This window comes from Streptomyces hirsutus, from assembly GCF_001418415.1.
In the GTDB taxonomy this organism is placed as follows: domain Bacteria; phylum Actinomycetota; class Actinomycetes; order Streptomycetales; family Streptomycetaceae; genus Streptomyces; species Streptomyces hirsutus.
In genome coordinates, this window is the sequence record NZ_LIQT01000308.1 from 1 (window position 1) to 4,704 (window position 4,704).

Annotated in this window: 5 protein-coding genes and 1 pseudogene; 3 read left to right on the forward strand and 3 right to left on the reverse strand. The window is 71.0% G+C overall.

Annotated elements, in window-relative coordinates; translation table 11 throughout:
* Positions 1–164: 164 nt before the first annotated feature.
* The 3 genes from AOK11_RS45255 to AOK11_RS22685 form a co-directional block, all read left to right on the forward strand.
* Positions 165–662, forward strand: a 498-nt coding sequence (locus AOK11_RS45255; RefSeq protein WP_478501591.1) for an MFS transporter, incomplete at its 3' end; no start/stop codon positions are given.
* A gap of 44 nt (positions 663–706) precedes the next feature.
* Entirely contained in the window at positions 707–1,753 is a 1,047-nt protein-coding gene (locus AOK11_RS22680) for an MFS transporter (RefSeq protein ID WP_478501592.1), read from the forward strand.
* A 235-nt stretch (positions 1,754–1,988) separates the two neighbouring features.
* Positions 1,989–2,459, forward strand: coding sequence for a PPOX class F420-dependent oxidoreductase (locus tag AOK11_RS22685; protein WP_055595570.1), 471 nt, complete (start codon positions 1,989–1,991; stop codon positions 2,457–2,459).
* Between the two features lie 150 nt (positions 2,460–2,609).
* Here the strand turns inward: AOK11_RS22685 and AOK11_RS46430 are convergent.
* From AOK11_RS46430 to AOK11_RS22695, 3 genes and pseudogenes are all read right to left on the reverse strand, one after another.
* Positions 2,610–2,803, reverse strand: a pseudogene (locus AOK11_RS46430) (two-component sensor histidine kinase); the annotation flags it as partial.
* Positions 2,800–3,540, reverse strand: coding sequence for a response regulator transcription factor (locus AOK11_RS22690; protein ID WP_055595571.1), 741 nt, complete (start codon positions 3,538–3,540; stop codon positions 2,800–2,802). The gene AOK11_RS22690 and the pseudogene AOK11_RS46430, both read right to left, overlap by 4 nt.
* 101 nt (positions 3,541–3,641) lie before the next feature.
* A complete protein-coding gene (locus tag AOK11_RS22695; RefSeq protein ID WP_055595572.1) occupies positions 3,642–4,601 on the reverse strand; it encodes an amidohydrolase family protein in 960 nt (319 codons plus the stop codon).
* Between the last annotated feature and the right edge of the window lie 103 nt (positions 4,602–4,704).

Sequence of the window (4,704 nt, forward strand, 5' to 3'; positions counted from 1 at the left end):
AATGTGTATAAGAGACAGCCCGGCCCCTCGTGCCCCCCAGGACACCGAGACCACCCGTACACCAGCAAACGCGTAAGAGAAGGAAGTCCATGGCAACGACCACACCGACTGGTGTGCGGGCCCAGGCCGAACGCGGGAAAGACTCTCCCGCGAGCGGCGCTCCCATGTCCCACCGGCAGATCCTGGAGGCACTGTCGGGCCTGCTGCTCGGCATGTTCGCCGCGATCCTGTCCTCCACCATCGTCTCCAACGCCCTGCCCGAGATCATCACCGAACTCGGCGGCGGCCAGAGCGCCTACACCTGGGTCGTGACGGCGGCGCTGCTGTCGATGACCGCGTCCACGCCCCTGTGGGGCAAGCTGGCCGACCTGGTCAGCAAGAAGACGCTGGTCCAGACGGCCCTGGTCATCTTCATCGTGGGCTCCGTGGTCGCCGGCATGGCGCAGAACCCCGGCATGCTGATCACCGCCCGGGTCATCCAGGGTCTGGGCGCCGGTGGTCTGACCGCGCTGGCCCAGATCATCATGGCCGCGATGATCTCCCCCCGGGAGCGCGGCCGCTACTCCGGCTACCTGGGCGCGACCTTCGCCGTCGCGACCGTGGGCGGCCCGCTGGTCGGCGGCGTGATCACCGACACCTCGTGGCTCGGCTGGCGCTGGTGCNNGCCGGCGCCTTCTTCATCACCGCTGCCGTCAGCCTGCTGCTGATCTGGGTCACCTTCGCCGACGACAAGTTCGCCTGGGTGTCCTGGCAGACGTACGCGATGGTCGGCGGCGCGCTGCTGCTCACCCTGGTCTTCCTGTTCGTCGAGACGAAGGCCGCCGAGCCGATCATCCCGCTGCGGCTGTTCCGCAACCGCACCATCACGCTGGCCTCGGTCGCCTCGCTGTTCGTCGGTATCGCGATGTTCGCCGGCACCATCTACTTCAGCCAGTTCTTCCAGCTGGCCCGGAACGAGTCCCCGACCATGTCGGGCGTCCTGACCATCCCGATGATCGGCGGTCTGTTCGTCTCCTCGACCGTCTCCGGTCTGATCATCACCCGGACCGGCAAGTGGAAGTCCTGGCTCGTCACCGGCGCCGCGCTGCTGACCGCCGCCCTGGGGCTGCTGAGCTCCATACGCCACGACACCCCGTACTGGCACATCGGCCTCTTCATGGTGATCATGGGCCTCGGTACCGGCATGATGATGCAGAACCTGGTGCTGTGCACGCAGAACCAGGTCGAACCGAGCGACCTCGGCGCCGCGAGCTCCGTCGTCACCTTCTTCCGGTCGCTCGGCGGCGCGGTGGGCGTCTCGGTGCTCGGCTCGGTCATGTCGACCCGGATCAACCACTACGCCGAGGACACCATCGACTCGCTGAGCCCGCAGGAGCAGGCCGCCGCCGCCCAGTCGGCCGGCTCCGGTGAACTGCCGGACATGGACCTGCTGCCCGACGGCATCCGCACCTGGCTGGAGAGCGCCTACGGGCACGGCATCGCCGACATCTTCCTGTACGTCGCCCCGGTCGCCTTCCTCGCCTTCCTGGTGACCCTGTTCATCAAGGAGGTCCCGCTGCGGACCTCGGGCGCGCTGGCCCAGGCCGCCGAGTCGCTCTCCGCCGCACCGGTTCCGGTGGCCGCCGGGGCGACGGACGGAACCACCGGCGGGGCGGCCGAGGCCGACACCGCCGACGTCCCGAACCGGTCCGGCTCCGCCTCGGCCCCCGCCGGCGGCGGCAAGGCCAACAGCCCCACTGGCCCCGGCGAGTAGTCCGGACTCCTTCCCCTTCGGACCACCCGCCCCCGGCCCGCGGCGGGCGGCGCGCTCTCAGCGGAGGCGCGCCCCCACCGCGGGCCGGTCCTCTTCACCGAGGTCCTCTGCACAGAGGTTCTCTGCACCGGGGCCCTCTTCACCGGTCCTGCTCGCCGGTACTCCTCCCGGGTCTTCACTCCCCTGGCCGAGTGAGGCGCCCGCCGGCACCCGGCGTCGGTCCTAGGCTGGCGCCATGGCACCGAACATCGCGACGAACACCCGTGTCTCCCTCGACGAGTTGCTGGACTTCGTACGGCCCCGGCACCGCGCGATCCTGCTGACCCGGCGGGCCGACGGAAGTCCTCAGGGGTCTCCGCTGACCTGCGGGGTCGACGACTCCGGCCGCATCGTGCTCTCCACCTACCCGGAGCGCGCCAAGACCCGCAACGCCAAGCGGGACGCCCGCGTGAGCCTGATCGTCCTCAGCGACGAGTGGAACGGCCCCTGGGTGCAGATCGACGGCACCGCCGAGGTCGTCGACACGCCCGAGTCGGTGGAGCCGCTCGTGGAGTACTACCGGAACATCGCCGGCGAGCACCCCGACTGGGACGAGTACCGGGCGGCCATGGTCAAGCAGGGCAAGTCGATCATCCGGATCACCCCGGAGCGGTGGGGCCCGGTGGCGACGGGCGGCTTCCCGGCACGGCTGGTCGAAGGGGAGTGACGGGCGGGTGGGGAAGGTGGCTCCCGGTCTCCCTCCCCCGCCCGCCCGCTGCCGACTGCGGCGTGGTCGTCAGCCGTCGGCCTTCCGGGTGAGGACCAGCCCCGCGATACCGGCCGCCACGAGTCCGGCGCCGGTGACGCTCACCTCGACGGCCCGCATCGCCGCCTCGTGCAGCCACCCGTCCAGTTGCTCGTACAGGTGCGACCGCAGGGCCGGCGTCGTCACCGTGCCGATCACCGCGCGCACCAGGGCGATCAGGACCGCGGACGCGACGACGAGCCGGGTCCGGAGCGTGCGCGGTGTGCCCGCTCTCCCCGCGGACGCGGCCGTCGTCGTCCGCTCACGACACCGCGGGTTTGATCAGGTACCCGGCACCACGCCGGGTGTGGATCATCGGCTCCCGGCCGGCGTCGATCTTCCGGCGCAGATACGAGATGTACAGCTCGACGATGTTCGCCTGCCCGCCGAAGTCGTAGGACCAGACCCGGTCGAGTATCTGCGCCTTGCTGAGCACTCGCCGCGGGTTGCGCATCAGGTAGCGCAGCAGCTCGAACTCGGTGGCGGTGAGGTGGATGTCCACCCCGGCCCGGGTCACGTCGTGGCTGTCCTCGTCGAGCGTGAGGTCGCCGACGACCAGCACGGACTCCGGCCGGCGGTCGGTCGCGCCGGAGCGCCGGATCAGGCCGCGCAGCCGCGCGACGACCTCCTCCAGGCTGAACGGCTTGGTCACGTAGTCGTCGCCGCCGGCGGTCAGGCCCGCGATGCGGTCCTCGACGGCGTCCCTCGCGGTGAGGAAGAGGACGGGCATGTCCTGCTGCTCGCGGCGCAGCCGCCCGAGCACGGACAGGCCGTCCATGTCCGGCAGCATCATGTTCAGGACGACGGCATCGGGCCGGAACTCGCGCGCGGCCCGGACAGCGCCCCGGCCGTCGGCCTCGCTGCGGATCCGCCATCCCTCGTAGCGCAGGGCCATGGACAGCAGTTCGGCGATCGACTGCTCGTCGTCCACCACCAGCACGCGGACAGGGCCCCCGTCCGGCCTCAGCAGTTCGGTGCGCCCCTGGGGCGAGGTCGTGGTCATGCTCCACACCCTCGCGAGGACCTCTGAGAGCGCCCTTTCCGAAATCTGTGTTTTCCCTGAGAAATCCTCGGGCCGCTCCTTCAGCGGCCCCGGCGCCCTCGTCAACCGACGGCGCCGCTTCCCCCTCCGTTTCCGTTTCCACCTCCGCTTCCGTTCCCCCGCAGGCCGAAGAGGCGGGCCGCGTTGTCGTGGCACACCGCCCGCAGCCATGCGGACCCGAGCCCGAGCCGCTCCAGGGCCTGGAGCTGATGGAGGTACGGATACGGGATGTTGGGGAAGTCCGTGCCGAGCAGGATCCGGTCGCCGAGGCCGGCCAGCCGGGGCAGGGCCCGCCGGGGGAACGGCACCATGCGCTCGGCGAAGTCGGTGAACGCCATCGTGGTGTCCAGCCGCACCTCCGTGTAGCGCTCGGCGAGGTCGAGGAAGTCCTCGTACTCGGGCATCCCGAGGTGCGCCACGACCAGACGCAGCCGGGGGTGCCGGGCCAGCACCCGCGCGATCGGCTCGGGGCCGGTGTACTTGCCGGGCGCGGGCCCGGAACCGCAGTGGATCACCACCGGGACGCCCGCCTCGGCGAGCACGCCCCAGGCACCGTCGAGCAACGTGTCGGCCGGATCGTACGCCCCCACCTGCACATGCGCCTTGAAGACCCGTGCGCCCGCTTCGACGGCGTCCCTGACCAGGCCCTCGGCCCCGGGTTCGGGGAACAACGTCGAAGTGTGCAGGCAGCCGGGCGTGCGGCGGGCGAAGTCGACCGCCCAGTCGTTCAGCCACCGCGCCATGCCGGGCTTGTGCGGATAGAGCATGGCCGTGAAGGCGACCACCCCGAACTCCCGCAGCAGTTCGGCCCGTTCCCTCTCCTCCTGCCGGTAGGTGATCGGCCACTCGACCCCGCCGGTCAACGGCCCGAGCGCGTCGAAGTAGGCCCACACCTTGCGCAGCACCCGCTCCGGCATGAAGTGCGTGTGCACGTCGACGAGTCCGGGGAGCCCGAGCCCCTCCCAGAAGCGCCGCACGTCAGCGGCCTCGGCGCGGACGGATTCCGTGAGGTGATGGCTCATGCCGCCACGATCACCCGTGACCCGGCTCCCGGTCCACCCCCTGCCGCCGGAACGGGCCGACGCACCGGACGAACCACCGCACGGGTTACCCCCGCTCCCGCGC

What these genes read in the sequence shown, in the direction of transcription:
- AOK11_RS22685 (WP_055595570.1), top strand. Translation starts at nt 1,989, where the DNA reads ATGGCACCGAACATCGCGACGAACACCCGTGTCTCCCTCGACGAGTTG.
- AOK11_RS22690 (WP_055595571.1), bottom strand. Translation starts at nt 3,540, where the DNA reads ATGACCACGACCTCGCCCCAGGGGCGCACCGAACTGCTGAGGCCGGAC.
- AOK11_RS22695 (WP_055595572.1), bottom strand. Translation starts at nt 4,601, where the DNA reads ATGAGCCATCACCTCACGGAATCCGTCCGCGCCGAGGCCGCTGACGTG.